Annotated in this window: 24 protein-coding genes and 1 tRNA gene; 17 read left to right on the top strand and 8 right to left on the bottom strand. The window is 49.1% G+C overall.

What is annotated here, in order from left to right:
- Nucleotides 1–129: 129 nt before the first annotated feature.
- The 6 genes from I0P70_RS18875 to I0P70_RS18850 form a co-directional block, all read right to left on the bottom strand.
- Nucleotides 130–714, bottom strand: coding sequence for a porin family protein (locus tag I0P70_RS18875; RefSeq protein ID WP_230392297.1), 585 nt, complete (start codon nucleotides 712–714; stop codon nucleotides 130–132).
- Nucleotides 715–958: 244 nt separating this feature from the next.
- Complete coding sequence (locus I0P70_RS18870; RefSeq protein ID WP_196120709.1) at nucleotides 959–2,497, bottom strand: YifB family Mg chelatase-like AAA ATPase; 1,539 nt, start codon at nucleotides 2,495–2,497, stop codon at nucleotides 959–961.
- Nucleotides 2,498–2,761: 264 nt separating this feature from the next.
- Nucleotides 2,762–3,337: a D-sedoheptulose 7-phosphate isomerase gene (gene lpcA / locus I0P70_RS18865; RefSeq protein WP_196120708.1), complete on the bottom strand. Its 576-nt coding sequence runs from the start codon at nucleotides 3,335–3,337 to the stop codon at nucleotides 2,762–2,764.
- Between the two features lie 8 nt (nucleotides 3,338–3,345).
- Entirely contained in the window at nucleotides 3,346–3,687 is a 342-nt protein-coding gene (locus tag I0P70_RS18860) for a hypothetical protein (protein WP_196120707.1), read from the bottom strand.
- A 128-nt stretch (nucleotides 3,688–3,815) separates the two neighbouring features.
- The gene (locus I0P70_RS18855) at nucleotides 3,816–5,654 is read right to left on the bottom strand and encodes an ABC transporter ATP-binding protein (protein ID WP_196120706.1); all 1,839 of its coding nucleotides are present in this window, start codon (nucleotides 5,652–5,654) and stop codon (nucleotides 3,816–3,818) included.
- A 258-nt stretch (nucleotides 5,655–5,912) separates the two neighbouring features.
- A complete protein-coding gene (locus tag I0P70_RS18850) occupies nucleotides 5,913–7,592 on the bottom strand; it encodes a hypothetical protein (protein ID WP_196120705.1) in 1,680 nt (559 codons plus the stop codon).
- 216 nt (nucleotides 7,593–7,808) lie between these two features.
- On the opposite strand from I0P70_RS18850, the gene upp reads away from it, so the two are divergent.
- From upp to I0P70_RS18835, 3 genes are read left to right on the top strand one after another with little or no spacing between them, the layout of a single operon-like run.
- Nucleotides 7,809–8,471: a uracil phosphoribosyltransferase gene (upp, locus tag I0P70_RS18845; protein ID WP_196120704.1), complete on the top strand. Its 663-nt coding sequence runs from the start codon at nucleotides 7,809–7,811 to the stop codon at nucleotides 8,469–8,471.
- A gap of 15 nt (nucleotides 8,472–8,486) precedes the next feature.
- On the top strand, nucleotides 8,487–8,930 hold the full coding sequence (locus I0P70_RS18840) for a GNAT family N-acetyltransferase (RefSeq protein ID WP_196120703.1): 444 nt from the start codon (nucleotides 8,487–8,489) through the stop codon (nucleotides 8,928–8,930).
- Nucleotides 8,931–8,971: 41 nt separating this feature from the next.
- Complete coding sequence (locus I0P70_RS18835; protein ID WP_196120702.1) at nucleotides 8,972–9,421, top strand: small multi-drug export protein; 450 nt, start codon at nucleotides 8,972–8,974, stop codon at nucleotides 9,419–9,421.
- 37 nt (nucleotides 9,422–9,458) lie between these two features.
- Here the strand turns inward: I0P70_RS18835 and I0P70_RS18830 are convergent, their stop codons facing one another.
- Nucleotides 9,459–10,799 carry a DEAD/DEAH box helicase gene (locus I0P70_RS18830; RefSeq protein WP_196120701.1) on the bottom strand — a complete coding sequence of 447 codons (1,341 nt, stop codon included), beginning with the start codon at nucleotides 10,797–10,799 and terminating at the stop codon, nucleotides 9,459–9,461.
- A gap of 305 nt (nucleotides 10,800–11,104) precedes the next feature.
- Here I0P70_RS18830 and I0P70_RS18825 point away from each other — a divergent pair, with 305 nt between their 5' ends.
- From I0P70_RS18825 to I0P70_RS18785, 9 genes are all read left to right on the top strand, one after another.
- Nucleotides 11,105–11,536, top strand: a complete 432-nt coding sequence (locus I0P70_RS18825) for a hypothetical protein (protein WP_196120700.1) — start codon at nucleotides 11,105–11,107, stop codon at nucleotides 11,534–11,536.
- A 64-nt stretch (nucleotides 11,537–11,600) separates the two neighbouring features.
- Nucleotides 11,601–12,833, top strand: a complete 1,233-nt coding sequence (locus tag I0P70_RS18820; RefSeq protein WP_196120699.1) for a serpin family protein — start codon at nucleotides 11,601–11,603, stop codon at nucleotides 12,831–12,833.
- Between the two features lie 103 nt (nucleotides 12,834–12,936).
- On the top strand, nucleotides 12,937–14,271 hold the full coding sequence (locus I0P70_RS18815; RefSeq protein WP_196120698.1) for a dihydroorotase: 1,335 nt from the start codon (nucleotides 12,937–12,939) through the stop codon (nucleotides 14,269–14,271).
- Between the two features lie 23 nt (nucleotides 14,272–14,294).
- Entirely contained in the window at nucleotides 14,295–14,765 is a 471-nt protein-coding gene (locus tag I0P70_RS18810) for a DinB family protein (protein WP_230392296.1), read from the top strand.
- A gap of 62 nt (nucleotides 14,766–14,827) precedes the next feature.
- Nucleotides 14,828–15,196, top strand: a complete 369-nt coding sequence (locus I0P70_RS18805) for a hypothetical protein (protein ID WP_196120697.1) — start codon at nucleotides 14,828–14,830, stop codon at nucleotides 15,194–15,196.
- Between the two features lie 134 nt (nucleotides 15,197–15,330).
- A tRNA-His gene (locus tag I0P70_RS18800) sits at nucleotides 15,331–15,407 on the top strand.
- Nucleotides 15,408–15,560: 153 nt separating this feature from the next.
- Entirely contained in the window at nucleotides 15,561–16,484 is a 924-nt protein-coding gene (locus I0P70_RS18795; protein ID WP_196120696.1) for a PfkB family carbohydrate kinase, read from the top strand.
- Nucleotides 16,485–16,636: 152 nt separating this feature from the next.
- The gene (locus tag I0P70_RS18790) at nucleotides 16,637–16,861 is read left to right on the top strand and encodes a hypothetical protein (RefSeq protein ID WP_196120819.1); all 225 of its coding nucleotides are present in this window, start codon (nucleotides 16,637–16,639) and stop codon (nucleotides 16,859–16,861) included.
- A 197-nt stretch (nucleotides 16,862–17,058) separates the two neighbouring features.
- Nucleotides 17,059–18,294 (top strand): NAD(P)/FAD-dependent oxidoreductase, encoded by a 1,236-nt coding sequence (locus I0P70_RS18785; RefSeq protein WP_196120695.1) that lies wholly within the window; start codon nucleotides 17,059–17,061, stop codon nucleotides 18,292–18,294.
- Here the strand turns inward: I0P70_RS18785 and I0P70_RS18780 are convergent.
- Nucleotides 18,291–20,015 carry a M61 family metallopeptidase gene (locus tag I0P70_RS18780; RefSeq protein WP_196120694.1) on the bottom strand — a complete coding sequence of 575 codons (1,725 nt, stop codon included), beginning with the start codon at nucleotides 20,013–20,015 and terminating at the stop codon, nucleotides 18,291–18,293. The genes I0P70_RS18785 and I0P70_RS18780 overlap by 4 nt on opposite strands.
- A gap of 229 nt (nucleotides 20,016–20,244) precedes the next feature.
- On the opposite strand from I0P70_RS18780, the gene rpmH reads away from it, so the two are divergent.
- The 5 genes from rpmH (at nucleotide 20,245) to I0P70_RS18755 (ending at nucleotide 23,854) form a co-directional block, all read left to right on the top strand.
- Nucleotides 20,245–20,403 carry a 50S ribosomal protein L34 gene (gene rpmH / locus I0P70_RS18775; protein WP_007659000.1) on the top strand — a complete coding sequence of 53 codons (159 nt, stop codon included), beginning with the start codon at nucleotides 20,245–20,247 and terminating at the stop codon, nucleotides 20,401–20,403.
- Between the two features lie 41 nt (nucleotides 20,404–20,444).
- Complete coding sequence (gene rnpA / locus I0P70_RS18770; RefSeq protein ID WP_230392295.1) at nucleotides 20,445–20,849, top strand: ribonuclease P protein component; 405 nt, start codon at nucleotides 20,445–20,447, stop codon at nucleotides 20,847–20,849.
- Nucleotides 20,850–20,878: 29 nt separating this feature from the next.
- Entirely contained in the window at nucleotides 20,879–22,528 is a 1,650-nt protein-coding gene (locus tag I0P70_RS18765) for a S41 family peptidase (protein ID WP_196120693.1), read from the top strand.
- 105 nt (nucleotides 22,529–22,633) lie between these two features.
- Nucleotides 22,634–23,332 carry a tRNA (adenosine(37)-N6)-threonylcarbamoyltransferase complex dimerization subunit type 1 TsaB gene (tsaB, locus tag I0P70_RS18760; RefSeq protein ID WP_196120692.1) on the top strand — a complete coding sequence of 233 codons (699 nt, stop codon included), beginning with the start codon at nucleotides 22,634–22,636 and terminating at the stop codon, nucleotides 23,330–23,332.
- Nucleotides 23,333–23,341: 9 nt separating this feature from the next.
- Nucleotides 23,342–23,854, top strand: coding sequence for a DUF2480 family protein (locus tag I0P70_RS18755; protein ID WP_196120691.1), 513 nt, complete (start codon nucleotides 23,342–23,344; stop codon nucleotides 23,852–23,854).
- Nucleotides 23,855–24,959 lie beyond the last annotated feature (1,105 nt).

Genomic DNA, 24,959 nt, shown 5'->3' with positions numbered 1-24,959 from the left:
TACTTGGTGAGTGGCACTTGTATGATGGTCGGAAGAAGGAGGGGAGTAGGTATGGCAGCTATACCTGAAAAAGCCCCGGCACGAACCGGGGCTTCAGTAATATAGTTTTATTTTGTACTAATAGCGCTTTTATCTGCCGCCAAACAGGTAGCCGAGCGTCAGCATGAATACGTCATTACGATAGTTGCCTATGTTTGTGTTGTCATAAAGCTTAGAAATATCGCCATTGTAACGGACGCCAATGCTTAAGCCTAGTGGAGTTGCCTGCAAACCAACACCGGCAGCATATCCAAAACTAGTACGTTTGTAGTCATCTAAGTCTTCAGTAATGGTTGTGTTATTCACATCTACTTCACCGCCTATCCTGAATGACACCTGCGGACCTGCCTCAAAATAAAGCGGACCAGCGTTTACGCGGCCAAGCACCGGCACATCCAGGTAATTGATTTTCCACTTCACATCATCTGCACTGGTTTCGGCACCCTTCATAGAGTAAAGCACCTCTGGCTGTATCGAGAAAAAGTTGTCAACTGATAGTGGGAAGTTAGCAGTCAGACCAGCGTGTCCACCCCAGATGCGATCCAGGTTGTCGGCATCAGATCCGCCAAAGCCAGCATAATTTACACCCGCCCTGATACCTAGTCGTGGGCCCTGTGCATGTGCCGCAACCACTGTGGTCATGGCTAAAACGAGCATTAAAATTCTTTTCTTCATAGTAGTAAATGGTTAGTAGGTTAAGTGTATTACCGTCAGGTCTTGTCTTCTTCGGTTTATGTTCCTGACGTCCCATATTACGCAGCCTCCCAAGAAAAGTCTAAAAAAGTTTTAGATTTCGCGTGGCATACAGTGCAATTAAAAAAGTAAATTAAAACGGCATTAAAAAGAAAAGTTCAACACCTTTTTAAGATGTTGAACTTTGTAAGTATTTAATATATAGATAGTTGAGTTTTGAGGTGCGTTAGCCTGCCCAACCGTCTCTGTCTAAGCTGCGGTACTGAATAGCTTCTGCTAAATGTTCAATTTTAATTTCTTCACTATCAGCCAGATCGGCGATGGTCCGGCTCACTTTCAGGATGCGGTCATAGGCACGGGCCGAAAGTCCAAGACGCTCCATGGCGGTCTTTAGTAGGGTGCGTCCGGCGTCAGATATCTGACAGATCTCTTTCACCATTTGTGAAGGCATCATGGCGTTGGAGTGCATGTAGTCAAATTCATTGAAGCGCTCCCGCTGAATCTCTCTTGCCCGAACTACCCGCTGTCGTATGGTCTCGCTGTCTTCCGACTTCCGGGTTGCGGTCATTTCATCAAAAGTTACGGGCGTTACTTCTACATGTAGGTCTATTCGATCGAGCAATGGGCCGCTCACCTTGTTGAGATAGCGCTGCACCAAGCCAGGGGCACACACGCATTCTTTCTCGGGGTGATTGTAAAATCCGCAGGGGCAAGGGTTCATGCTGGCAATGAGCATAAAGTTGGCCGGAAAGTCCAGAGTAGTTTTGGCCCTGGATATAGTCACACGTCGCTCTTCTAATGGCTGACGCATTACCTCTAGGGCAGTGCGCTTGAACTCTGGCAGCTCGTCGAGGAAAAGTACCCCGTTGTGAGCTAGGGAGATCTCGCCGGGCTGCGGTATACCGCCGCCGCCCACCAGGGCCACATCAGATATGGTATGGTGGGGTGCCCGGTATGGTCGGGTAGAAAGCAGGGAAGAAACCTCGCCCAATTTGCCTGCCACTGAATGTATTTTTGTTGTTTCGAGTGCCTCGTGCATCGACAGCGGCGGGAGGATAGAAGGTAGCCGCTTGGCCAGCATGGTTTTGCCCGCTCCCGGAGGTCCGATCATGATCACATTGTGACCACCGGCGGCTGCGATCTCCAGCGCCCGCTTGATATTCTCCTGCCCCTGCACATCCGAAAAATCGGCCGCGTACTGGTTAGCCGAATTCTGAAACACATCGCGGGTGTCTACTTTGACAGGCTGGATGTCGAGCTCACTATTTAGAAAATCGATGGCTTCTTTGATGTTCTCAACCCCAATCACATCCAGGTTATTCACAATCGCCGCTTCGCGGGCATTGTGGGAAGGCAGTATGATGCCTTTGAACCCTTCTTTGCGGGCTTGGATGGCAATAGGAAGCACTCCTTTGATTGGCCGGAGCGAACCGTCGAGTGACAATTCCCCCATGATCATGTACTGTGAGAGCTTATCAGCGGCCAGCTGTCCACCGGCTGCCAGCATACCCATCGCGATGGTGAGATCATAGGCAGCACCTTCTTTCCGGATGTCGGCAGGTGCCATGTTGATGATGGTTTTCTGGCGTTTGAGCTTGTAGCCGTACTGAGCCAATGCTGATTCGATACGCTGTTCGCCTTCTTTAATGGCATTGTCGGGTAGGCCCACCAGGAAGTACTTTGCGCCGGCGCTCACACTCACTTCCACGGTTACGGTATAGGCGTTCACGCCTTGAACGGCGCTGCCAAACGTCTTGATAAGCATAGGGGTTAGATGTTGATCTATAAATGCGATTTTGATAATTCAGATTCGCAACATTGGCCACTGCCAATTGATTCCGAGTCGATAGGGTAAAAATACAAAATGTAGTTTGACCGTTAGCTGCAAACAGCAATCAACTGGCTATCAGATTGTATGAAACGCATGTATAGCGCACTATAAAAGAGGGGGCAAAACAAAGGACGTATATTTTCAGGTATACCTATACCTGAAAATATACGTCCTCCGATGGCTTATACCTAATACTAGTTAAGCGCAGATTCTCTTTTCAATGAGAAGAATCAGAATATGAATGACTTTGATATGAATCTCTTGCACACGGTCGGCGTAGCCTTGGTGTGGTACGCGCACTTCCACGTCGCAATGGGCGGCCAGTTTGCCCCCGTCTTTGCCGGTGAGCCCAACTACCGTCATGCCTTTGGCCTTGGCGGCGGCGGCGGCTTTAAGCACATTGGCAGAGTTGCCGCTGGTACTGATGGCCAGCAACACATCGCCATTGTTGCCTAAAGCTTCGATGTAGCGGGAAAAAACATGATCGTACCCATAGTCATTGCCCACGCAACTCATGTGGCTCACGTCGGAGATAGAGATGGCAGGAATAGCCTGGCGGTTGTTGCGGTAGCGTCCTGTCAGTTCCTCTGCAAAGTGCATGGCATCACACATGGAGCCACCGTTGCCACACGAAAGGATCTTACCACCTGCTGCTACAGCATCGGCCATGGCATTGGCCGCTTTTTCGATGGCGGCAATATTATTAGGGTCTGCAATAAAGTTGTTGAGCGTCTGTTGCGCTTCCTGCAGCTCCTTGATTACGATCTGGGTCATGTATTATATTAGTTGCTCGCTACAGCCATCTCCATCCGGACAGATTCTTTGTAGCTGTTGCTTCTGTATGCTTGTTTACGCTCATACAGATCGGCTTTCAGCTCGTTGATTTTTACCTGAGCCATGTGCCTGTCGTATTTGAGCGACGTAATGTAAAGTTTTCCAATTAACAACTTTACCAGCATTAATCCGGCGCCTACTGCTCCGAGTGCTTTGTAAAGGGTGAGCGCCTGTTCTTCAGTCGCAATCTCAAATATGGCTTTATGGTCTAGCAAGTCTGTTAGCAAAAGTGCTATAAACATAGCGTAGCAAAAAACGACCACATCAGAGAGTGTCTTAAGTTCTTTCATGCTTCAAGGTTGGATTTTGGTGCAAAACTGTATCGGGCTAAGCTATAAAAAAATATGAATATACCGAAACGTTAACACTAAAATTTAATTTAAAGCAATGGTTGGTAACACAAAAGCACTAAGTGCTACTATGACACCAGTTGCATTTGTGTAAGTTTTGCGTACAATCCGCCGTGCTGCAGTAGGTCCTCATGACTGCCGCGCTCTACAATGCGGCCCTGTTGTAATACTACAATCTCATCGGCGTGCTGTATAGTGCTCAGTCTATGCGCAATTACAATCGAGGTTCTGTTCTTCATCAGGTTGGTGAGTGCTTCCTGCACCAGTTTCTCCGATTCAGTATCCAGTGCCGAAGTAGCCTCGTCCAGAATCAGGATCGGCGGGTTTTGAAGAATCGCTCTTGCAATACTCAGGCGCTGGCGCTGCCCGCCAGACAAGCGGCTACCGCGATCACCGATCATGGTCTGATAACCTTCCGGCGTCTTCACAATGAACTCGTGCGCGTTGGCAATCTTAGCAGCTGCGATCACTTCCTCTTCTGTAGCGTCAGTTTTGTTAAAGGCGATGTTGTTGAAAATGCTGTCGTTGAAAAGTATAGACTCCTGCGTTACCACGCCCATCGTATCACGCACCGACTCCATGGTATAGTCACGGATGTCGTGCCCGTCAATCAGGATACTGCCTGCCGTCGGGTCGTAGAAGCGTGGGATCAGGTCGGCCAGGGTAGACTTGCCACCACCGGAAGGACCAACCAAAGCCACGGTTTTGCCTTTCTCGATCGACAAGTTGATGTCTTGCAGCACAGCGTGGTCTCCGTAGCTGAAACCCACATTCTGGAACTCGATCTCGTGACGGAACTCCGGCAGTACTTTCGCGTTAAGTTTGTTCTTTACCTGCGGCTCTGTATCGATCACCTGCAGGATGCGGTCGCCGGATACCAGGCCGCGCTGTATGTTGCTGAACGCCGCAGACATGGCCTTAGCTGGCACCAGCACCTGTGAGAACAGGATGATGTAAGTTATAAATTCTGCCGCGCTAAGATCAGATTCCTGGTTCAGCACCATGGTGCCGCCAAAGTATAGAAGCAAGGCAACTACCGTCACACCCATGAACTCCGAGAACGGAGAGGCAAGATCACGCTTGTAGGCAATAGAGCGTTGTAATCGAGCGTAGCGACTATTCTGATCATGGAACTTGTCGAGGATGTAGGGCTCAGCATTAAAGGCTTTGATCACCCGAATGCCGCTCAGCGTTTCGTCGATAATAGTCAGTATAAAGCTCAGTGACTCCTGGCCTTGCTGGGCGGCCCGCTTCAGGCGCTTGGCTATACCTGCAATGAGTATACCTGAAAGCGGAAGAAGGATCAATGTGAAAAGCGTGAGCTTCACCGACATAGTAAAGAGCACGACAAAGAAAGCGATAATAGAGATTGGCTCACGAATCACCACCGTCATCGTGTTCACCACTGAGTTTTCCACCTCCTGAATATCCACGGTCAGGCGCGTCATCAGGTCGCCTTTGCGTTCGTTGCTGAAATAGCCCATGTGCAGCTGTGTCACCCGTTCGTAAGTGGCATGGCGGATCTTCTTTACTACATGTGCCCGAAGAGCGCCTACCACCCTAAAAGCCAGGTACTTGAACAGGTTAGCCAGGAAAACCGAGATCACCACAATCACACAGACGAAAAGTAGTGCCCCCTGCCGTCCCTGCTCCAGAATGACCTGCCCGAAGTGGAAGTTAAAGAAGTCTTTGAAATACTCGAGTGAGAGGCTAAAGTCAGGCTTGGTTGTCACCATGGTCGCAGCTTCATCGGCGCCCACGGTACCAAAAAGCACGTTGAGCAGCGGAATGAGCAGCGTGAAGTTGAGCAGGCCGAAAATGATGCCCAGTATGGTGTAAATAGTATAAAGCGGCACAAAGCGGCTATAAGGCTTTGCGAACTGCAGTATCCGGAGATAAGTCTTCATGTTGATATAGGCCATCCTTACCTGTTGCAGGTATAGGAGGCTGCTCCGATTGCTCCCCGTAATGCACACGGGAATCTTGACGGAAGTTTTTAAGTATTAACGAATTACAATATTGTAGGCCGCGCTCTACCTGCTGTATGCTTAGCCGCTGCAAAGATAGCTAAATTAGGACAGGTATGTATAGCGAGCTTTTAAAACGAAAACGGGGAGCCTTTATTTCTAAAGGCTCCCCGCTCAGGTGATAGCTAAACCTGTCTGTTAAAATTCATGCAGGCGCTGGGCAATGTTCCAACGCAGTGCTACTGATGTGAACACCGTGTTTTTGCTCAATGTGCTTACATCAGCCTCTGTGCGGCGAATAATGCCTTTCAGGTCCACGAACAGGTTGTGCCTGAACTGGTAGGTGGCTGTCAGGTCGAGGTGTAGCTGGTTGGTAGTAATGCCTTGCGCAATCTCGTGCCCGTATGTATAAGGGCGCAGATTATAGTCCAGGTTTACGTTATTGCCCCAGTTGATGGTATCGCCTTCTGCCGTGATCTCGTCCTGACCGAATCGGGTTGCGATGGCCTTGCCTACCAACTGGAGGCGCGGCAGTGGCTGGTAGCGGGCTATACCTACAAATTCATACAGGTTGGCACCCATCGGGTGGGCCAGTGGCTGGCGGTTGTGCTGATAGTTGGAGCTGCCATCGCGGTGCTGGTAGGTATAAGGGCGTATGATGTTCACCTCGCCCTGCAGGTCAAAATTAGAAAGCCCGAAAGCATCGATATACTTCGCACCGATTTGACCGGCCTGCTTGTTGGCCCACCAGCCATTACCACCTGTTACTTCATCGAGCACAAATTCGTCGAGCACCAGTTGGCCATAAAGCTGCGCGGTATTGAACAGGTTCCAGCGGAAATCAAGACCGAGCAAGGCGTTGTCCTGGCTGCCGAGGTTGTGCTCCACACTGCGGTAGAAGATAATCGGGTTCAGGTACTGCAGCTCAAACCGGCCTCGTTCGCGACCAAAAATGACCTGCTCAAATAAGCCTACATTAAGGTTGTCGGTGATATTGATGCCCAGGCGGTGCAGGGCCATGTATTTCTTCGGCAGCAGGCGATCTCCACCACCGCGACGGCGGTAGTCGGCAGTGAGCTCCTGGAACAGGTTCATGTAGTGCAGCTTCCATACACGGGTATTCAGTTTGAGGAAGAATGCCGGCGGTGCGTAGTCAGAGTATACCAGCGAACGGTAGCCATCGCCGATGAAGTGGCGGTCGTGGCCCAGCTGTATCTCCACGTGCTTCGAGAGGGAGTAGTTCATGTAGCCGCGTGCCGTCAGGAAGTCGTAGCCGTCGCCTTTGAAATCTTTCCAAAGTCCTTCGTGCGGAACCACCCCATCACGACGGATGCGGTCCTCCACATAATCAGCAAAACGGGCCTGGTTCTCTCCGATAAAGGTATAGAAGCCGAAGCGATTGTCGATGCTTCCCTCGATCTGAATACCTCTTGTGTTGACATAGCGTATGCCATCGCTCTCGCGGTCATTGCCGAGCTCCAGGTGCAGTACCGGATTCACGCGGAGAGTGAAATCCTCAGAGTCGTAATGATAGAGGTCCGTTTTGTTACGGTAGAATGTGTTGAAGATCGGGCGCTCGCTGATGTTATCGTTTGCCTGTGTGGTGTAATTCCAGTTGTCGTTGAGCAGGTACTGGATATTGAACATGTCGGCGTTAGAGCGCGGCTCACCAATGGCAGCCTCAGCTAGTTCAGCTACTTCTCTGCGACCGATCGGGCGTACGTTGGTGTGCATCTGCGGCACTTTTGAGCCCAGTTTGATCTGGTAGCGGTCTATCAGGTGATAGGTGTCGCGATCGTATGGCACATACACATCCTGCGCCTGCACAACAGGTATAGCCAGCAGACTAAGTGCCATGGCGGCAAGTATATTTCTCATAAGAGGAAAGTTCTAATCAGGGGAAAGCGATTTGTAAGGTACTTGTTTAGAATTCACAATATTAACAAAAACACATGAAATTGCATGATGCAGATTGTCGAAAGCAGGTATAGCTCAGCCTTATACAGGTAGGGCGCCTGCACGGTTTAACGTTTTTGGCAGCCGGAGATTGCCGTACGCCCGAAAGACCTTATCTTTAGGTCATTAAAAACAGTCATGCTCATGCAAAAAGATAACCTGCACATACTCACAGCAGCCCCGTCGCTTGCCAACCATTTTGTAGCCGAACTGCGCGACGTAACGGTGCAACACGACAGCCTGCGCTTCCGTCGCAACCTGGAGCGTTTGGGTGAGCTGCTGGCTTACGAGATATCCAAAACGCTGCCTTACGAAACCCGCGACATCGTAACACCACTGGCTACTACGCAAACGCAGCTACTGACTGCGCAACCAGTGCTGGCCACGATTCTCAGAGCCGGCCTGCCGATGTACAACGGCATGCTTAATTACTTTGACAAAGCTTACAGCACGTTTGTAGGCGCTTACAGAGTGGAGGAGCAGAACACCGAGCTGCAGATCAACATGGAGTACCTGGCCTCAACGGACCTGCACGATAAGATCCTTATCCTGGCGGACCCGATGCTGGCCACCGGTCGCTCACTCGTGAAATCTTATAAAGGGATGCTGCGCCACGGCAAACCGGTGCAGGTGCACATTGCCGCTGCCATAGCCTCTCCGGAGGGAGTGGCTCACATACAGCAGGAGATTCCGGAGGCGCACATCTGGCTTGGCGCTATGGATGATCATCTGAACGAAAACTTCTATATCGTACCCGGTCTGGGCGATGCCGGTGACCTGGCTTTCGGGCCGAAGGTATAGCCATACCTGCCAGCAATGATCAGGCCCTATACTCCAGCCGACCAGGAGGCGCTTCTGCAGCTTTTGCGGCTCAACACGCCAGCTTACTTTGCTCCTGAAGAGGAAGCCGACCTGGTGCTATACCTGCAGGAGCGCCGCGAAGATTACTTTGTGGTAGAGCAGGAGGGACAGGTGGTAGGTGCCGGTGGTATCAATTATTTCGATGGCTATACCTGGGGCAGGCTGTCCTGGGATTTGATCCACCCTGCATTTCAGGGCAAAGGCATAGGTCGGCAGTTGACGCTGTTTCGCATCGCTAAGCTAAAGGATATGCCTGGTATGCAATGGCTGCAGGTGCGGACGAGTCAGTTGGTGTATCCGTTCTACCAGAAGCTGGGCTTTGAACTGGAGCAGGTGGAGCAGGACTTTTGGGCGCAGGGAATCGATCTGTATCAAATGAAAATGAATCTGGGCGCTTAGAGCCTGCACATAATTAAACTTGAATTAGCGTTCAGTAGGGATTGGAGGAGCTTCTCAAATACATGTCGGTATACCTGATCAGCATGGTCAAGTTCATTGGTGGACCTTTGGCAGGGATGTCGCTGGGGATGGCTTACCTCGAAACCGTGCTTCTGACCGTAGCCGGCATGATGACGAGCGTGCTGGTTTTTTCATTTGTTGGGAGAGAAGCTGCCCGATGGTACTCCCGGTATCGACGAAACTACAACCGACCAGTTTTCAGCCGCCGGAGCCGCCGGGTGGTGCGAATTTGGCGCAACTTTGGCGTTGTGGGCGTTGCCTTCTTCACGCCGCTTTTTCTTACACCTGTTTTCGGTACTATAGTAGCTGCAGTGTTCGGTGTGCCACGTCGGCAGATCTTCCTGCACATGCTCTGGAGCGGCACCATGTGGGGCTTTGTTCTGACAGGCCTGGTGTACCGTTTTCAGAAAGTAGCGCTCGAGTATCTGTAAACAAAAACACCCCGCCACATCGGGCAGGGTGCTTATCTTATCTCTTCTTCTTTTTTGTCTTTTGCCAGAACGAGGCTCTGGGGTCGCGCTTGCTCTCCGGGCGCTTTTTAGGTATAGCTTTCTTCTCGTGGAAGGCACCCTTAAAGTCCGGGTTCTCGCTGCGCTTCTGGTGGTCAATGTCACGGGCAATCGCCTGCTGCTCCTCAAATGTGATGTCGTGAATTTTCACTTCCGCTGGCATCGGCTCCTCCGGTATCTGCATTCGGATCAGTTTCTCGATTTTCCGGATATGGTACATCTCGGCTGGGTTCGCAAACGTGATGGCAGCGCCCACATTCTCGGCACGACCGGTACGTCCGATGCGGTGCACGTAGTCTTCGTACACAAACGGTACGTCAAAGTTGATCACATGACTCACCATCGTCACGTCTATACCTCTGGAGGCTACATCAGTTGCTACCAGGAAGCGGACTTCGCCGCTTTTAAAGGCTTCCATGGAGTTGATGCGTGTGTTCTGCCCTTTGTTGCCGTGGATGGCACGCACTTCGCCGTACTCGCGCCGCTCTAAGAATTTGGCCACGTTTTCAGCATTTTTCTTGCTGCGGGTAAAGATGATCACGCGGTTGAAAGTTTCTTTGTCCTGAATCAGGTGCTCGAGCATGGCAATCTTGGTGCGCAGGTTCGGCACCTGGTACAGCACCTGGCTCACCGTTTCCACCGGTGTGGCCTGCGGCGTTACCTCTATGCGGGTCGGGAACTCCAGGAATTCTTCAGACAGCTCTACCACTTTCGGGTGCATGGTAGCCGAGAAGAGCAGGTTCTGGCGCTTGCGTGGCAACACTTCCAGCAACTGACGGATCTGCGGCATAAAGCCCATGTCCATCATCTTGTCGGCTTCGTCCAGCACCAGCGTTTTGATTTCCTTTAATATAAGTTCGCCTTTCAGGTATAGCTCCATCAGGCGCTTGGGTGTGGCTACGAGTATGTCAATGCCTTTATTGATTGTCTCGATCTGAGTTTTTGGGCCCAGTCCGCCATAAATAACGGTGTGTCGCAGGTCGGTATACTTACCCAGCAGCGTGATATTCTCCTCGATCTGCATGGCCAGTTCGCGGGTAGGCGCCAGGATGACAGCACGCGGGTTGGTGCCCTGCGCATACTTTACCTTCATCAGGATTGGTAGCAGGAAGGCTGCGGTTTTGCCCGTGCCTGTCTGGGCGATGCCCATCACATCGTGCCCGCCCATGATCACAGGTATAGCTTTGAGCTGAATGGGAGTAGGCTTCTCGTAGCCTGCCTCCTCAATGGCGTTGAGCAGCTGACGGTTCAGCTTAAAATCCTCGAATGTGCTTATTTCTTTTTCGGCTTCTTCTGCCATGGTATTTCTAATCGTGTTGATATGCAAAGGTACGGGAAATTTGTGGGAGGGTGCGAAAGCGTGTATAGACGAGCAGGTAATTATGCGTATATTGTATTTTTGAATACTAATTCTAATGGAGAAAGTAGTTAAGAAAAATGGGCTGCGAGAACAGTAATCGGGCTTTGCCTTTTGGTAGACTAAGTTGATGGAAGAACGTTTAGCTACCGTTGAGACTCTGAGAAATCAATATATCCAATTCATGAAGAAAGATGCTGAGCCAAGACTTCAGAGAGTTTGTAGTATTATGAATTACAACAAGGTATATGGAGAAGCCAATGAGAAAGTTCTCAATATTTCTACTCATTATTTGTTTTGCCTGTCTCAGCTCTTTTCAGGGCGTTTTTCCTGAGCGGGTTTCTTTGATCAAATTGTTGGCAAATCCTGATGAATACCATGGTAAAAAGATTATGGTGACGGGTTTTCTGCATCTGGAATTAGAGGATAACAGTTTATATTTCTCTAGAGAGCATGCTAATTATCTAAGTACCGAAAATGCTGTTTGGGTGAATCTTGGCAAAAACATACGTGTAGAAGATAAAGAAGGCTCACAAACTTCCATTGATGCTTTGAACCGGAAGTATGTCATGATTATTGGGAAATTCAATAAAGATAGAACTGGGCATATGGGTTTGTTTTCTGGTGAGATAGAGGACATAGAGAGGATTTTTGAATTGAAGAAGTTATATCATGATTGACCTCATGCAACCATCTCACCCCCATTAGGGTCTTTCAGGTATAGACCTTAATCCAATGTTCCCCATGAGCAAAAGCATATTATTGTCAGGTATAGCCTTTGTGGCGATGAGTATATTATCGGGTTGCCAAAAAGAGATGGTGGACGAGGGGCCAAACACACCCAATATCCGTCCGTTGACAATACAGGAACAGAAAACGGTAACCAGCTCCAATGACTTCGCTTTTAGGTCCTTTGCAGAGCTGAGCAAAGCCGAAGAGGCCGATAATATTTTCATTTCACCGCTCAGCATCAGCATGGCGCTTACCATGACATACAACGGAGCGGATGGCGAGACAAAACAAGCCATCGGACAAACGCTCGGATTCGAAACCGCCACTGATGAGGAGATTAACAAGTCCTTCAAAGACCTGATTGCTCTGTTGCAAGGTATAGACAGGAAAGTGATTTTTACATCTGCCAACTCACTATGGCATAGCAACCTGGTGCGGCTGCAGGCGCCGTTTATCCAAACGAACAAAGAGTATTTCAACGCCACTGTGCAAGGCCTAGACTTTGCATCGCCCGCCTCTGTTGGCCATATAAACAACTGGGTGAAAAACAGCACCAACAACAAGATTGATAAAATACTGGATGAGATAAAGCGGGATCAGGTTTTGTTCCTGATCAATGCCATCTATTTTAAAGGCACCTGGACCTATCCTTTCGATAAGGCACTAACTAAGCCGGGGCAATTCCTGCTTGAAAACGGCAGCAGCGTGACCCAGGATTTCATGACCATGAAAAAGGGCGAGTACCTGCACTACCGCGACAACACCGTTGACCTGATCGACCTGCCTTACGGAAACGAGCAGTACAGCATGACAATCGTGATGCCAAGCGGAGAAAATACTGTGCAGAGCATTATCCCGCAGCTAAATCCAGACAACCTGTCGAAGTGGCTTGCAGAAGGGCGCAATGTAAGCTGGGAACTCCATATGCCGAAATTTAAGATGGAATACGAAGAAGAGTTGAACTCCATGCTGATTAACCTGGGAATGGGCGTTGCTTTTTCGGGCGGGGCGAACTTCAGCCGCATGATAGAGGGGCATAACAACCTGGCGATCTCACAGGTGAAGCATAAAACCTTTGTGGAAGTAAACGAAGAAGGCACAGAAGCCGCAGCCGTCACTTCTGTAGGTATAGAGTTAACATCCATGCCAGCCAGCTACCGTGTAGACCGCCCCTTCGTGTTCATGATCCGGGAGAAATCCTCCGGTGCCATTCTCTTCATCGGCAAACTGATGCAGCCGGAGTAGTGGTAGGTATAGCTTTTATCTTCCAGGTATAACAATCGGAGTGCTTTTGTGCGGGAAACTTTGCTAATGTGTGTTAACTTTGTCTAGCACATACCTTAGCAGCATGAAATCTATCCTGATAAAGAACGCACAGCTTGTAAACGAAGGAAGCACCACCACAGCCGATGTGCTGGTAAAAGAAGGCCGCATCGCACAGATCGGGCAAGGTATAGAAGCCGAAGCCGACCAGACGATTGATGCTACAGGGCTTCACTTGATTCCCGGTGCTATCGATGACCAGGTACACTTCCGTGAGCCGGGTCTCACGCACAAAGCCAATATCGAGACAGAAGCAAGAGCAGCTGTGGCTGGCGGAACGACTTCGTTTATGGAGATGCCGAACACGGTGCCAAATGCCATAACGCAGGAACTGCTAGAAGATAAGTACAAGATTGCAGCCGAGACATCACTGGCGAACTACTCTTTCTACATAGGTGCCACCAACGATAACCTGGCGGAGGTACTGCTCACCAACCCCAATACTGTTTGCGGTATCAAGATTTTCATGGGTTCTTCCACGGGGAACATGCTCGTGGACAATGAGCAGACGCTGGACCAAATCTTCGCGAAGGCCAAACTGCCGATTGCTGTGCATTGCGAGGACGAGCAGACTATTCGCGACAACATGGCCATCTATGAGGAAAAGTACGGCGAGGATATACCTATAAAGTGCCACCCCGAGATTCGCAACGAGGCGGCCTGTTTCAAATCATCCTACCTGGCCGTAAAGCTTGCTGAGAAGCACAATACCCGCCTGCACATCCTGCATATTTCCACGGAAGAAGAGCTGAAGTTGTTCCGCAACGACATTCCGTTGGAGCAGAAGCGTATAACCGCTGAGATATGCGTGCACCACCTGTGGTTTGATAAAGAAGACTACGACACGTTCGGCACCCAGATCAAGTGTAACCCGGCTATAAAAGAACACCGTCACAAAGAAGGCTTGCTACAAGGACTGCTGGATGACAAGCTCGATGTGATCGCCACTGATCATGCCCCACATACCTGGGAAGAGAAGCAGGGCAAGTACAAGCAGGCACCGAGTGGTGTGCCGCTGGTACAGCACTCGGTGCAGATGATGCTCGAGTTTGTGAAGCAGGGCAAACTGACGATCGAGAAAGTGGTGGAGAAAATGGCCCACGCGCCTTCCATCCTGTTCAACGTGCGCGAACGTGGCTACATTCGTGAAGGCTACTGGGCCGACCTGGTGTTGGTGGACCTGAACAAACCTTATACTGTTAGTAAAGAGAACACTTATTATAAGTGCAACTGGTCACCTTTCGAAGGCCATACCTTTAGCAGTACCATCACCCATACCTTGGTTTCCGGTCACCTGGCCTTTTCCAACGGCACCTTCGACGAGAGCAAGAAAGGAGAGCGCCTTTTGTTCGACAGATAATTCCATGATTCAATAAGATAGGTATGGAGAGCATTATGTCGCTGCAGTATGATTGGGTAAGAGGATCGAGAGAAGTCCTCCTGCAATACTGTGAAACCATTTCAGCAGCGGACTTTTGCCAGGAAAACAGCTCCTTCGGAAGAGGAAGCATTCGGAACCTGCTGGTGCATATCGCCAATACCTATGAATTCTGGCTTGGTGAGCAGGCGCTGCAAAAAGAGATGACATATACGTCCTACGAAGCCGTTCAGAATATTAAAGATGCTTGGCTACTGTTCCAGGAGGTCGATAAACTGGTAGAGGAATTTGTGGCGAGCTTTGGCCGAAGTTACCTTGCAAACCTGGAAGTCAGTATCAATGATACGAGTACCAAGGCCAATCCGCTCAAGCTGTTTACCCATGTCATTACGCACGAGTATCACCACAAAGGACAGATCCTTTCGCTTAGCCGGCACTTGGGCTATGTTCCGGTTGATACCGATATTATGCGCTAGATTAAAACAGGGAATTACATTTGATAGAGAACCTCAGGTAGGAGAATATAGGGAACGAGCAAATGGAGTTAACAAAGTTCAAGGAGTTGCATGCCCGCTTTTTTGGGAAAGAACTGTCTGAGGAAGTGCTACAGTCGGAGGAGTACGAGGCGTACGAAGAAGCTATACATGAAGACGAGGCCTGCTATAACTGGGCAATTACCGATAAACTAAAGAGCAAAGGCTTTGCTTATGAAAGCTACTGCTGCCTGATGATGGCTGACAAGGTATACGAAAGCCTGGATGCCGACGGTGAGATCAGGTATGACGATCCGGAAGTAGTGATCAATCAGTGGGATGAAGGACTGTACGGTATACCTGTGCACAACGGCAGCGCCACTATGGTTGTAATCAACTATTGCCCCTGGTGCGGCACGAAACTGAATAAGTAGTTACTATACCCTGCGAGGGTTGATTTGTAAGTCTAAAGCAAACAGGGTGATACGAATTTTATTCAAAAAAAATGCGTTCTGCGTATTGTAAATAAGAAAACGACACGTATATTTGCATTCTCAAACGAGACACGGTGGTTGTAGCTCAGTTGGTTAGAGCACCAGATTGTGATTCTGGGGGTCGTGGGTTCGAGACCCATCTTCCACCCCAAGCCCTTGAAGCAAACCTTCAGGGGCTTTTTTCATTTATATTGCATTGCTAAATGGCTGAATAGTTGAATTGTTGATAATAAACTCATTAGTGAAACAACAATTCAACCATTTAACAAGCAACAATTAAGTTAACAATCAACAATTAGAAAATATGAGCTTAGTAGTAGTAGGTTCAATGGCGTTTGACGCACTCGAAACGCCCTTCGGAAAAACAGATAAGATCGTTGGCGGTGCTGCCACATACATTTCGCTGTCGGCTTCTTACTTTGTAAAGCCCGTGAACGTGGTGTCAGTTGTGGGTGGCGATTTTAATCAGGATCACATCAGCCTGATGCACCAGCGCAACATCAGCACCGAAGGCGTGCAGGTAAAGGAGAACGAGAAGTCTTTCTTCTGGTCTGGCCGCTACTTCAACGATATGAATAGCCGCGAGACACTGGTAACGGAGCTCAACGTGCTAGGCGACTTCGATCCGATTATACCTGAGGCTTATCAGAACTGCGAGTACCTGATGCTGGGCAACCTGGCGCCACAGGTACAGCGCACAGTGTTGGAGCGCCTGACTAACCGCCCAAAACTGATTGTGATGGACACCATGAACTTCTGGATGGACATTGCCATGGAGGAGCTTCAGCAGACGATCGGTATGGTGGATGTGCTGTCAATCAACGATGAGGAGGCACGCCAGCTGAGCGGCGAATACTCTTTGGTGAAGGCTGCCCGTAAGATCATGGCGATGGGACCAAAATTCCTGATCATCAAGAAAGGAGAGCATGGCGCCCTGTTGTTCCACGACGACAAAGTATTCTTCGCACCAGCCCTTCCATTGGAAGAGGTGTTTGATCCAACTGGAGCAGGCGATACCTTCGCTGGCGGCTTCATCGGTTATATCGCCGCTACAGGTGACATCAGCTTCGAGAATATGAAGCGTGCCATCATCCATGGTTCGGCTATGGCTTCGTTCTGCGTAGAAAAATTTGGTACTGAACGTTTGAAGAAATTGGATCAGCAGGAGATTGACAACCGCGTGCAGCAGTTTGTGAGCCTGGTGGCTTTTGACACGGTATTGTCTTAAATATAAGTAATTTATGTGTTTTTAAAAGGGAGGCTTCGGCTTCCCTTTTTCGTTTTCTGGCAGGTATAGCTAGCAACCTGAATTGCATTGAAATGTAACAAAGTAAAGCGTCCGGTGGTAAACCTATACTATAACGCTAAATGAAGACAACTATGAATGACGATAAAAATAAGCAAAACCAAAAAGGAAACTTGCAGAAACAAGGAGAGCAGAACGCTACTTCTAAAATAGAGAATAAGCGTCAGCAAGAAGGGTACAACGAGCGTGTAGCCATTGACCCAGCGAAAAAACTGCAGCAGGAGGATGACTCTAAAGTGCAGAATCCGAACCGCAACTTAGCAAAGGGCGGTAACAACATGCCTTACAAGAAAAAGTAATAATAATGCGACCTAACCCAACCTAGTGGATGGTATTAACAATACCTTTTACAATAAGTAAGCACACTAGGAATACAAAATAAGACTATGGAAAAGGAGAGGAAGGCCTAAGGGCTTTCCTTTTTTTATGTTCTTTTTTGAACAGGTATAGCACTAGGCTCGTGTTTGCTGTTTATTTTTAGTCTCAATTCAACTGCATGCAGCAACACAACATCTGTATATTGGGAGCCGGACCGGGCGGGGCTACGGCAGCGCTGCACCTGGCCAATAAGGGCATACCTTGTACACTTCTTGATAAAGCCGTATTCCCCAGAGATAAGGTATGCGGCGATGCGCTGAGCGGCAAAGTGGTGAACGAACTGAGGCGTATCGATGCCAGCTTGCCTGCTCTGTTGGGCGAACAAAAAGAACAGCTGCCTTCGTGGGGTATTCATTTTATCTCGCCAGCCGGACATAAACTGAGCGTGCCATTCAAGCATAATTATGATCCCACACAGGATACTCCGTCCGGTTATATCTCCAAGCGGATAGACTTCGACAACTTCCTGATCGAGCAGGTAAGGCTGCGGCCTGAGATAACACTGCTGGAAGGTGTTGACATTGCAAAAGTGGAGCGAAATGATCAGGGCTTCATGTTGACAGACAAGAGCGGGCAGTTTCAACTGAACACCCGTTTGCTGATCGTAGCCAACGGGGCGCACTCGGCCTTTGCGCGACACGAGGCAGGTATAAAGCAGGAACCGGAGCACTACTGTGCCGGCTTACGGGCCTACTACAAAGATGTAACAGGGCTGGACAAGGACAACTTCATAGAGCTGCACTTCCTCAAAGATTTTCTGCCGGGCTATTTCTGGATCTTTCCGCTGCCGGGTGGCTATGCCAACGTGGGGGTAGGCATGCTGAGCGAAACAGTGAGCCAGAAGAAGGTGAACCTGAAAAAGGAAATGCTCCGCATAATCGAGAACCATCCGGAGTTCAGGCAGCGCTTTGCCAATGCCGAACTAATGGGCGATATCAAAGGCTATGGCCTGCCGCTAGGGTCTAAGAAGCGCGTAATTTCTGGCGACAACTACATGCTGGTGGGAGATGCCGCTTCCCTGATAGACCCTTTTACCGGCGAGGGTATCAGCAACGCCATGATCAGCGGTCGCTGGGCAGCCACACAAGCCGAGCTGTGTCTGCAACAGCAAAACTTCTCTGCTGACTTTATGCAAGGCTACGACAAGGCAGTGTATAACCGCCTCTGGAAGGAGTTGAAGCTAAGCCGCCGTATGCAGCGCCTGCTGGACTATCCGTGGCTTTTCAACCAGGTAGCCAGCAAAGCCTCTAAGAACCAGGCGCTGGCCGAAACCATTTCCTGCATGTTCACCGACCTGGACCTGCGAGAGCGGCTCAAGCAGCCATCTTTCTACCTCAAGCTACTTTTTAACTAAAATTCCTGTTTCAACCAGAGCTTGAAGTTCTGCTTCTCAGCGTCTGTCGCGTCTGATCGCTTGGCAATGCTATACTTAGTGTAATAGGTTTGCTGGGCTGGCTGCAGAACTACCTGGCGAAGCTGCTTATTCCTGAAGAGTGTCAATTCTAGACCTTGGCTAAGGTCCATGTCAGCCAGCAAAGGCTGCAGGTTTTGCTCAATTTTCCGTCCGTTTACCGCTATCAGTTCATCCTCCACACTTAATGCCATGTAAGCAGGTGAGTCAGGTGCAATGGCTGTTATTTTGGTCATTTGGGTATCAGCAACCGTTTTGAAACCGAATAGGCGCTCCGTGATCATGGCGTTTTCTTCTGCCTTGAGTGTGCAGCCTACATACCTTAGCGCTTCCTCTAAAGCCTCCTCAATAGGAGCGGTGCCGTTGATATACCGTTCAAAATAATGCTTAAACTCTTCCCCTCCGACACGCAGCACAAGCTGTTCATAATCCTGTTCGGTGTAGCCTATACCTTTTTTGCCAAACCCTTCCCAAAGCTGGCGCATTACCACGTCCAGGCTGGCTTGATTGTTCGTGCGCTGCCGTAGTTGCAGGTCGAGTAACAGGGCCGTTAAAGCTCCTTTGATGTAGATTGAAACTTTACGATCAGGCATACCAGGTTTGTAGCCGTCCAGCCAGAGGTCGAAAGAGGAGTCGGCGACGGACATATTATTTCGACTGTAATCGGCGAAGTAGCGCTGTAGGGTCGTGTTGAGTTCATCGAAGTACTGCGCTGCTGTAAACACGCTTGAGCGGGCCAGCATGTAGTCGCCGTAGTACGTTGTTATACCTTCCGCCACATAGCCCGTCCGGAAGTAGTTTTCACCTGTAAAGTCATAAGGCAGCATTTCTTTAGGCCTGATCTGCTTGACGTTCCACGTGTGGAAGAGCTCGTGCGAACTAATGCCCAGAAACTCCTTGTACAGAGCAGGCGTCATCAGCAGTTCGCCTGGGCCAAGCGTGATGACCGTGGAATTCACGTGCTCCACTCCGTGATAGAAACGGTAGGGGAGGATCTGGTTCAGGTAGTGGTAATCCGCTACCGGAAAATTGCCGAACACCCTCATTTGTTCTAGCGTGAAAGCTCTGAAATCCTTTCTGATTCGCTCCCAGTCCGGTCGGCAGTCACCTTGTATCCAGATGTGGAAAGGTATATCGGCTACGGTATAGGTTTCCTTTTTGAGCGAGGCGCTGGCAATCAGTGGACTGTCTACCAATTGATCATAGTTCTCGGCCTGCAAGGTATGGCGCTCCGTTTCAGGAAGCCCGCAGGCAATTTGCCAGTCCGCAGGTATGGCGAGCTGCAGTTGCTGTGGCTCCTGCTCGCGGCCTTCCACCGCCATCAGGCAGTTGATCCCATTCAGGTATAGCTGCTCCTCGTCGAGCCAGGAACCGCCTCCGTCCATCTGCCGGGCATAGAAGCTGTAGCGTATCTCGATCTGCGCTGCACCATTTGTCTCAACCAGCCATCGGTCCTTGGTGACTTTGCGCACAGGTATAGTTGCGCCGTCTGCATGGGCCGTAACACCGCGCAGCTTCTGAGCGAAGTGCTGTAGCTCGTAGCGTCCAGGGCGCCAGGCGGGCAGCTGCAGGTATAGCTCCTGCTGACTGTTATCAGGTATCGTGAGGGTGATATCCAGAAAGTGCGTGAGCGGGTTGGTATAGGAAATATGGTGCCGGATCATAACAGGTGATGGTATGGGGTTCGGTATAAAATTAAAGTAATTTGCGCTTAACCCAGGTATACGGGGCTCGCAGGATGTCCAAATTAAGGTATAGCTACGCGTTATTAATGGTTTAGAATGATCAGCAAGCCCGTTTTTCTGTATTTTTTGAAATAATATAGGAAGTGGGATTGCTATTTTAGAAAAGCTTCCCTAATTTTGCAGGCCATAATAAAACCATTGGCAGACGATGAAAAGAACATTCCAGCCTTCGCAGAGAAAAAGAAGAAACAAGCACGGTTTCAGATCAAGAATGGAAACCGCTAACGGAAGAAGAGTGCTAGCTAGCAGAAGAGCTAAAGGCAGAAAGAAACTGACTGTTTCTGACGAAAGAAGACACAAAGCTTAGTAATCTGGTTGTGCTTTGCTCAGCCCGGAGCCGTCATGCGTATGGATCCAGCTAAAGATAAACCAGCAGAGCAGCCGATTTCTTATACATATTCGAAAGAAGAACGCTTGTGCAGTAAGCGCCTTATAACGCTACTGTTTAGCAAGGGTTCTTCTTTTAATTTGTATCCGCTCAGGTTTGTGTACCACACACCTGAACATGCTCTTTCCGACAGTACACAGTTGGTTATATCGGTCTCGAAGCGCCATTTTAAGCGTGCCGTCGACCGTAACCGCCTGAAGCGTCAGATACGTGAGGCTTATCGCCTTAACAAGCACATTCTTACCCAGCATCAAGGGCAGGCCCCCAGCCTCCTTGCCATTATTTACATTGGCAAGGAAAAAAAATCCTTTGATACAATCCAAAAAAAACTAATTTCCGGTTTGGAACGTTGTTTGACTAGATAGTCTTACCCCGCCCCTAAACCCGGAATATTATGTACAAGAAGTCTATAGCCGGCCTCCTCATTGGCTGCCTTGCGCTGACCCTCTTCTCCTTTAAGACAGAGTCGGAGCGCTATTTCGAAATTGCCAAAAACCTCGACGTTTTTGCCACACTTTTCAAAGAAGTAAATACCTACTATGTAGATGAGGTGCCGCCTTCCAAACTGGTGCGCACAGGTATAGACGCGATGCTCAAGTCGCTCGACCCTTATACCAACTACATTCCCGAAGACGATATTGAAGATTTTCGTACCATGACCACCGGTCAGTATGGCGGTATTGGTGCGCTCATCGGCAGCCGCAACAACAAGATTGTGGTGCAAATGCCGTATGAAAATTCCCCGGCTCACAAAGCGGGGCTGGTGATCGGCGACGAGATCGTTAAAATTGACGGCGTAAACGTTTCCAGCAAGACTACTTCTGAAGTGAGCAAGCTGCTCAAGGGGCAGGCTAACTCCACTGTGAAACTCGAAGTGCGCAGCTACGGTCAGAGCAAATCCCGAACAGTAGAGCTAACCCGCGCCAACATCATGGTTGACAATGTGCCTTACTACGGCATGATTGATAATGAGATTGGCTACTTCCAATTGTCAGGCTTCACAGTCGATGCCTCTAAGGAGGTAAGGACCGCCGTACAGAAACTGAAAGAGCAGGGAGCGAAGAAGATTATTTTCGATTTGCGTGACAATCCGGGTGGTTTGCTGCACGAAGCCGTGAACATCTCCAACCTGTTTGTTGATAAAGGCCGGGATATCGTTAGCACCAAAGGCAAAGTAAAGGAGTGGAACAAGACTTACAAGGCGCTGGATGAACCACTCGACAAGAGCATGCCTATGGTAATCCTGACCAGTTCACGGAGTGCTTCGGCCTCGGAGATTGTGGCTGGTGTGATGCAGGACTATGATCGTGCCGTGCTGGTAGGGGAGCGCACATTTGGTAAAGGTCTGGTGCAGGCTACTCGTCCGCTTTCCTATAACTCACAACTAAAAGTAACAACTGCCAAATACTACATTCCGAGCGGCCGTAGCATTCAGGCGATCGACTACAAGCATCGCAATGAAGACGGTAGCGCCGGCAAAATTCCGGATTCACTTAAAGTGGCTCACAAAACGGCCGGTGGACGTATTGTCTACGATGGCGGCGGTGTAAGCCCGGATGTGGAAGTTACCCGCAAGACTTACTCTGAAATTGCCAGAACCATCGCATCCAAAGGTTACTTCTTTGAGTACGCCAATAAGTATAGAGCAGAGAACCCCACTATACCTTCGGCCAAGCAGTTTAAGTTGACTGATGCCGACTACCAGAAGTTCGTCGCTTTCCTGGATAACAAAGACGTGAACTATACGACTAAGATAGAACGCGAGCTGGAAGATCTGACAGAGCAGGCAAAGGATGGCAAGCATCTGGATGACATCAAACTGGAACTGGATGCCATTAAGAAGAAGGTTTCGCATAACAAGTCGAATGACCTGATGCGTTTCCGTGCTGAGATTCAGGAAATGCTGGAGGCTGAAATCGCTTCCCGTTACTATCTGCAGAAAGGCTATATCGAATCTTCATTCGATGACGACCCGGATATATTAATGGCAAAGCGTGTGCTCAGCGATCAGCAGGAGTATGCATCTTTCCTGAAAGTGAAATAAAAGGATAAGGTATAAATAGAAGGGTGATGCCAGTCCGGTATCACCCTTTTTGTTTCTTGGTCTTTCGGGCGTACTTTTGTCATCACATTCATTATAAGTTCAATTATGCCACTATTGCTCGCGCTCGAAACCTCTTCTACTGTATGTTCTGTTGCCTTGTATAAAGGAGAAGACCTGCTTGGGGCATCTGAGCTGCAGATTGAAAAATCCCACTCCTCCCATATTACAGTCATGATCTCGCAGCTTGTCGAGAACTGTGGCTATACCTTGCACAACCTGAGTGCGGTAGCTGTGTCAGGAGGACCGGGGTCTTACACGGGTTTGCGTATAGGCAGCTCTACTGCCAAAGGACTTTGTTATTCACTAGATATACCTTTGCTGGAGGTCTCTACTTTATATGGGTTGGCGAAGCAGGCGATCGATAGTGTACCTAATGCGCAGCACTACTTGTTTTGCCCTATGATAGATGCCCGCCGTATGGAAGTCTATACCTGTCTGCTCAACTCCGACCTGGAAGAGCTGATGCCAGTGACTCCTGTAGTATTGGACGAGCAAAGCTTTCAGAAGCAACTAACAAGTCAACCGATCATTTTCTTCGGCAACGGAGCTGGCAAGTTCAAAAAGATGGTGGAGGGAAATAAGCATGCGTTGTTCGTAGATAGTATACAACCATCTGCAAAACCGATCGGTCAACTGGCGATGGCGAAGTACGAGCAGCAGGCATTCGAAGACGTGGCCTATTATGAACCCTTCTATCTGAAGGATGTTTATATAACAAGTCCTACTAAGAACACGATTAAATAAGCTATAGCAATGTCAGATATAATAAACAAAGTAGCACAAAGCGCACTCGTGACGCTAAACCTGGAAGAGCTGCTTCATCCGGGTGAGCGGGTGGTGTATGATATTAAAGATAACCTGTTTCAGGGTTTGATTCTTCGGGAGAAGGATTTCAGAGCCTTCGTAAAAGAGCATGATTGGTCCGTGTATGCAGGAAAGAACGTAGCCATCATTTGCTCAGTTGACGCTATCGTGCCGACCTGGGCCTACATGCTGCTCGCAACTAAGCTTCAGTCGCATGCTAATTACTATGTGTTCGGCGACCTGCAAGCACTAGAGCAAGCATTAATGCAGGAAGCGATTGCTAAAATAGATCCGGAAGAATATCGGGATGGAAAAGTTGTTATCAAAGGGTGCGGCAGCATACCTGTTCCAACTTATGCTTACGTAGAGATCATGCGAAAGCTCTTGCCAGTTGTAAGTAGCCTGATGTATGGCGAACCATGTAGTACGGTGCCATTATATAAGAAGCCAAAAACAGCATAAGCTGATTTTAGCATAAGACAGATAGCAGGGCCCATTCTTCAGGAAAGGGCCCTGCTGCTTTATATATAGTGTAAGGAATAGAGGAGCAGTAGTAAAAGGTTATAGAGAAGCGTAAGTGAAAGCGAAGAAGATAGATTAAAAAATAAATCGCGTTTGGAACTTCAGGGAGGGAAAACGATGTTACACTCTAGCGCGCAGGGAACTGAAGCGAGAAGCATAGGGCATATCCATAGATTGTATAAACAGTCTCCTTATGTAGTTGCCAACTAAACAACCTTTCTTGGAGTCTTAAAAGAGCTCTGAAAACAAACAGACTCTTAGCATTCCAGGAAAGAACAGCCTGTATTGTTAAGAGATGGCAAAAACCCGGAAAAAAGTTTGAAACTATTCGCCGTGCGGATCAGGCACTTAAGCGAAACCGCCCGGGGAGAGGGGGCAAAGACGGGGGCGGGCCCTTGCGGAGAAGAAAACTTTTGCGACCTTTGCACTCCCCACACGGTACAACGGGTCGGGAAAAAGGGACTCCGGCAGGGAGCCTACCGGGGCTGGAATCGATAGAAGAAAAGCCGGAAAAGAATACTGAAAAAACTTTTGCAGAGTGCTTGCGGAATTGAAAACTCTGCTTACCTTTGCAGCCCGCTTCAGATGGAAGCTACTCCGAGAGACACCTGGTAACAGGGTCTGCAGGAAAAAGGAAAAAAAGTTTTTAAAAGGTATTGCGGATTTAAAAAGTCTTCTTACCTTTGCAACCCGCTCCGAGACGCAGGTTTCGAAAGCGGAAACGAAAGTGCTTCTCGGTTGAACGGGCTAAGAAAAAAGAGAAAAAAAAGATTGAAAGTTTGCTTGCGGATTCGGAAAAGTTTCCGACCTTTGCACACCGAAAACGACGAACGCTTCACACGGAAAGTCGCTTCGGAACACAAGCGACACACACGCCTTATTATAGAGGCGGCTAGCGGAAGAAAAAGTCTTCCGGAAAGTTCTTTGAGAGATTGTTGAGACAGAAAAAGAAAATAAGATAGGTACATCCGCGCGGGTGTGACGCAAGTCACCCACCGCGTCAATTCAAGAGAATTAAAAGGAAAGGGCCGCGGGTCGAACGGAC

This window comes from Pontibacter sp. FD36 (assembly GCF_015686655.1).
In the GTDB taxonomy this organism is placed as follows: Bacteria; Bacteroidota; Bacteroidia; order Cytophagales; family Hymenobacteraceae; genus Pontibacter.
The sequence above is the reverse complement of the archived record's forward strand: the minus strand, read 5'-3'. Positions and strand labels throughout refer to the sequence as shown.

Excerpts from the sequence above, each read along its gene's own strand:
- I0P70_RS18780 (WP_196120694.1), bottom strand. The coding sequence starts at position 20,015 with ATGATCCGGCACCATATTTCCTATACCAACCCGCTCACGCACTTTCTG.
- lpcA (WP_196120708.1), bottom strand. The coding sequence starts at position 3,337 with ATGACCCAGATCGTAATCAAGGAGCTGCAGGAAGCGCAACAGACGCTC.
- I0P70_RS18860 (WP_196120707.1), bottom strand. The coding sequence starts at position 3,687 with ATGAAAGAACTTAAGACACTCTCTGATGTGGTCGTTTTTTGCTACGCT.
- I0P70_RS18875 (WP_230392297.1), bottom strand. The coding sequence starts at position 714 with ATGAAGAAAAGAATTTTAATGCTCGTTTTAGCCATGACCACAGTGGTT.
- I0P70_RS18810 (WP_230392296.1), top strand. The coding sequence starts at position 14,295 with ATGGAGAGCATTATGTCGCTGCAGTATGATTGGGTAAGAGGATCGAGA.
- I0P70_RS18765 (WP_196120693.1), top strand. The coding sequence starts at position 20,879 with ATGTACAAGAAGTCTATAGCCGGCCTCCTCATTGGCTGCCTTGCGCTG.
- I0P70_RS18870 (WP_196120709.1), bottom strand. The coding sequence starts at position 2,497 with ATGCTTATCAAGACGTTTGGCAGCGCCGTTCAAGGCGTGAACGCCTAT.
- I0P70_RS18795 (WP_196120696.1), top strand. The coding sequence starts at position 15,561 with ATGAGCTTAGTAGTAGTAGGTTCAATGGCGTTTGACGCACTCGAAACG.
- rnpA (WP_230392295.1), top strand. The coding sequence starts at position 20,445 with ATGGATCCAGCTAAAGATAAACCAGCAGAGCAGCCGATTTCTTATACA.
- upp (WP_196120704.1), top strand. The coding sequence starts at position 7,809 with ATGCTCATGCAAAAAGATAACCTGCACATACTCACAGCAGCCCCGTCG.
- I0P70_RS18805 (WP_196120697.1), top strand. The coding sequence starts at position 14,828 with ATGGAGTTAACAAAGTTCAAGGAGTTGCATGCCCGCTTTTTTGGGAAA.
- I0P70_RS18815 (WP_196120698.1), top strand. The coding sequence starts at position 12,937 with ATGAAATCTATCCTGATAAAGAACGCACAGCTTGTAAACGAAGGAAGC.
- I0P70_RS18840 (WP_196120703.1), top strand. The coding sequence starts at position 8,487 with ATGATCAGGCCCTATACTCCAGCCGACCAGGAGGCGCTTCTGCAGCTT.
- rpmH (WP_007659000.1), top strand. The coding sequence starts at position 20,245 with ATGAAAAGAACATTCCAGCCTTCGCAGAGAAAAAGAAGAAACAAGCAC.
- I0P70_RS18790 (WP_196120819.1), top strand. The coding sequence starts at position 16,637 with ATGAATGACGATAAAAATAAGCAAAACCAAAAAGGAAACTTGCAGAAA.
- I0P70_RS18855 (WP_196120706.1), bottom strand. The coding sequence starts at position 5,654 with ATGAAGACTTATCTCCGGATACTGCAGTTCGCAAAGCCTTATAGCCGC.
- I0P70_RS18825 (WP_196120700.1), top strand. The coding sequence starts at position 11,105 with ATGGAGAAGCCAATGAGAAAGTTCTCAATATTTCTACTCATTATTTGT.
- tsaB (WP_196120692.1), top strand. The coding sequence starts at position 22,634 with ATGCCACTATTGCTCGCGCTCGAAACCTCTTCTACTGTATGTTCTGTT.
- I0P70_RS18820 (WP_196120699.1), top strand. The coding sequence starts at position 11,601 with ATGAGCAAAAGCATATTATTGTCAGGTATAGCCTTTGTGGCGATGAGT.
- I0P70_RS18850 (WP_196120705.1), bottom strand. The coding sequence starts at position 7,592 with ATGAGAAATATACTTGCCGCCATGGCACTTAGTCTGCTGGCTATACCT.
- I0P70_RS18830 (WP_196120701.1), bottom strand. The coding sequence starts at position 10,799 with ATGGCAGAAGAAGCCGAAAAAGAAATAAGCACATTCGAGGATTTTAAG.
- I0P70_RS18785 (WP_196120695.1), top strand. The coding sequence starts at position 17,059 with ATGCAGCAACACAACATCTGTATATTGGGAGCCGGACCGGGCGGGGCT.
- I0P70_RS18755 (WP_196120691.1), top strand. The coding sequence starts at position 23,342 with ATGTCAGATATAATAAACAAAGTAGCACAAAGCGCACTCGTGACGCTA.